Origin of the sequence: Streptomyces sp. NPDC005728, assembly GCF_040630895.1 — a bacterium.
In the GTDB taxonomy this organism is placed as follows: Bacteria; Actinomycetota; Actinomycetes; order Streptomycetales; family Streptomycetaceae; genus Streptomyces.
In genome coordinates this window covers 1-2444 of the sequence record NZ_JBEXYL010000257.1, presented here as the reverse complement: position 1 = coordinate 2444, position 2444 = coordinate 1, and the positions used below count along the sequence as shown (strand labels likewise).

At 67.6% G+C, this 2444-nt stretch carries 3 protein-coding genes and 1 pseudogene; all 4 read right to left on the bottom strand.

What is annotated here, in order from left to right; genetic code table 11:
* Positions 1 to 109: 109 nt before the first annotated feature.
* A pseudogene (locus ABZ471_RS48315) lies at positions 110 to 352 on the bottom strand (transposase); the annotation flags it as partial.
* A gap of 99 nt (positions 353 to 451) precedes the next feature.
* Entirely contained in the window at positions 452 to 937 is a 486-nt protein-coding gene (locus tag ABZ471_RS48310; protein WP_359075529.1) for a hypothetical protein, read from the bottom strand.
* A 438-nt stretch (positions 938 to 1375) separates the two neighbouring features.
* Positions 1376 to 1528 (bottom strand): hypothetical protein, encoded by a 153-nt coding sequence (locus ABZ471_RS48305; RefSeq protein WP_359075527.1) that lies wholly within the window; start codon positions 1526 to 1528, stop codon positions 1376 to 1378.
* A 603-nt stretch (positions 1529 to 2131) separates the two neighbouring features.
* Positions 2132 to 2444 (bottom strand): BlaI/MecI/CopY family transcriptional regulator (locus tag ABZ471_RS48300; RefSeq protein WP_359075525.1); only part of this gene is annotated, 313 nt, incomplete at its 5' end.

The following is a 2444-nucleotide window of genomic DNA, read 5'->3' as shown; positions in this document are numbered from 1 at the left end:
CGGAGAAGGTCATTCGCCGCGTACGGGAGGAAAGCCCTCAGAGCAGGACAGGGACGAGAGCCGCGTATAGGGCCGGACCTGCATAAACGCCCTCTTAGAGGGCATCTGATCAACGTTCACGCTCTTGTGGGTGGGATGTGCGTTTCGATTCGCCAGGTGGTGTGGATTCGCCGGTGAGTTCGCGGGACATTTTGTTAGCCATCGCCCAGTGGATCATCGTGCGGGATCTCTGCGGGAGGGCTTCGTAGTCTCGGGCCAGGCGGCGGTGTTGCATCAGCCGGCTGAAGGTCCGCTCGATCACCCATCGTTTCGGCAGTGGCTCGAACCCTTTCGTCCGTGACCGCTGGATCATTTCTCCCGATCCTCGCCGGCCTGCCCTCCGCGACCGGGCTGCGAGTGCCTCGGCGTGTGCCTCGTCGCGAGCCGATGCGCAGCCCAGGGCCACCTGATGCTAACGGGTACCCGGGTCAAGCTCAGCACGGATCTGCTTGCGGAGCTGGGCGCGGGCCTGTTCCACTGCAGTGGTCTCGGTGCTGAGCGTGGCCACGTGCCGCTCGTAGTCGATGTCGGACATCGCGCCTGGTGCGGTGGCGGCGTCGAGAAGCTCTTGGTCGCGCTCGACGCCTTCGTGCCAGAGCCGGGCGACGCGGGTCGAGGCGAAGGCGTCTACCCGTGCGCGCAGTTGGGTCAGCCGGAGTTCGGCGTCCGGGTCGGGTGGCACATCAAAGTCGGACGGGTAGCCTCGGGTGGGGGAGGCTTCAGCGCCATCGGCGGTCAGGAGCTCGACGTACAGGTCCGCCCTCCGCACCCACATACGTTCGTCGTGCGCCAGATTGCGTTGGCGTCGTGTCTGCAGCCAGGTCGCCGTCACCGATCCGGCCACGGCTATGACCCCGCCCACGGTGGTGCCGATCAAGCCAACGAGTTCGCTCTTCATGTGCGCAGTATGCGCGAGAGACCGCCGCGCAAAGGTGCGTTGATGCATCCGCTGTGGTTCAGAGCGCCCGCCTGACGGGCGCGGCACAGGGAGGGTGTCAGCCCCGCGTGGGACCCTTGGCGGATGCCCTGGCGGGTGTCGACCGCGAGGGTGATATACCACCGGGACGTGGGTAGTGCCATGGCGCACGGCCCGGAAACGTTTCGCCGTCGCCGACCCACGCTCGCCCCTGCCGACCGGATACACATAAGCCAACGCCCAACGGCATCCCCCACTCTCAGCTGCAAAGGATCACCACACTTGGAACTCGAAGCACCCACAGGCCGCCGGCCGGGACGAACCTGGAACATCCGGCTGACCGGCCACAGCGACCGCACGGCCTCCGTCACCTGCTCCTCTTCATGCAGCATGCCGCCCCGCTCGCGGGACTTGTCCGCACTACGCCGGTTCGCCGAAGCCCATGCAGCCGCTCACGCCCGAGCCGCCACCGTACGGCCCGACGCCGCCTGCGCCTGCCGTCAAGACCGGTGCACCGCGCACGAAGGCACCGAGGTGCACTGCGCCGGCGCCGTCGTTCTGCTGCTCCGGCATGACCCGGCCGTAGGACAGGTGTGGACCCTGTCCGAGGTCTGCTCCAGCTGCGCCCGGCTCCTCACCCACTGCCGTGTCATCGACCGTGCGCTGCGGCGCACGCGTCCTGCATCGCAGGATGAAACTCCAACAGGGCATCGGCCTTCCGCCACCGCATCCACCGTCCCCGGCGGATTCAGTGCCCCGGCAGAACCCGCCTATAGTGACGCACCGACATCTGTGCCAGAGCGCCGCCGTTCCGGCAACGACCGCCGGCGCAGCCGCGGGCAGGGTTCAAGGCAGCGCTGAGCGACCACGCCTCCAGAATCGGCAGGCCCCGTGGTGCGAGGTCTGATGGCCGACCTCGAAGAAGAGCTGCGCTGTGGCCCCTCGACGGGCGCGGCGACTACCGGCTGCGCATCCAGGCACGTGGCCGGGACGCCGCCGTCGATCGCGCCCCGGACGAGATCACCGAGTGATGCCTCATCCAGATGTGGCCCGCCCCGATTCACGGGGGTGTCGGTGCTAGTAGAGACCGACAGCTACGGAGCTTCCGTCCGGGAGCGCTGACCAATGCCAAAGGACAGGGGAGCACGCTCATGCGGACATCCGCAGGCTCGTGGCCTATCCGGCAGTTTCGGGCCGGGCCTCGTCGGTGGGTGCCGCTGTCGGCTCCGATGCAGGGGCGGCGGTGTAGTAGACGGAGCTGCCCTGCTTGGTCCGCTGGGCCAGGCTCTTGGCGACGAGGTTTTCGAGGGTGGTGCGCACGACAGTGGTCGCGATGTTGCGGTCGGGGTGCGCATTGCCGAGTGCCTCGGAGACTTCCGCTGCGGAGCGTGGTCCGCTCTGCTCGGTGAGGTGACGGTGGATGAGGTCGACCAGGGTGGTCCCAGTCCTCTTCGTGGCCGTCTTCTTGGCAACGGGCTTCTTGACGGAC

Coding starts and splice junctions, on each gene's coding strand:
- ABZ471_RS48305 (WP_359075527.1), bottom strand. CDS start 1,528: ATGCCGGAGCAGCAGAACGACGGCGCCGGCGCAGTGCACCTCGGTGCC.
- ABZ471_RS48310 (WP_359075529.1), bottom strand. CDS start 937: ATGAAGAGCGAACTCGTTGGCTTGATCGGCACCACCGTGGGCGGGGTC.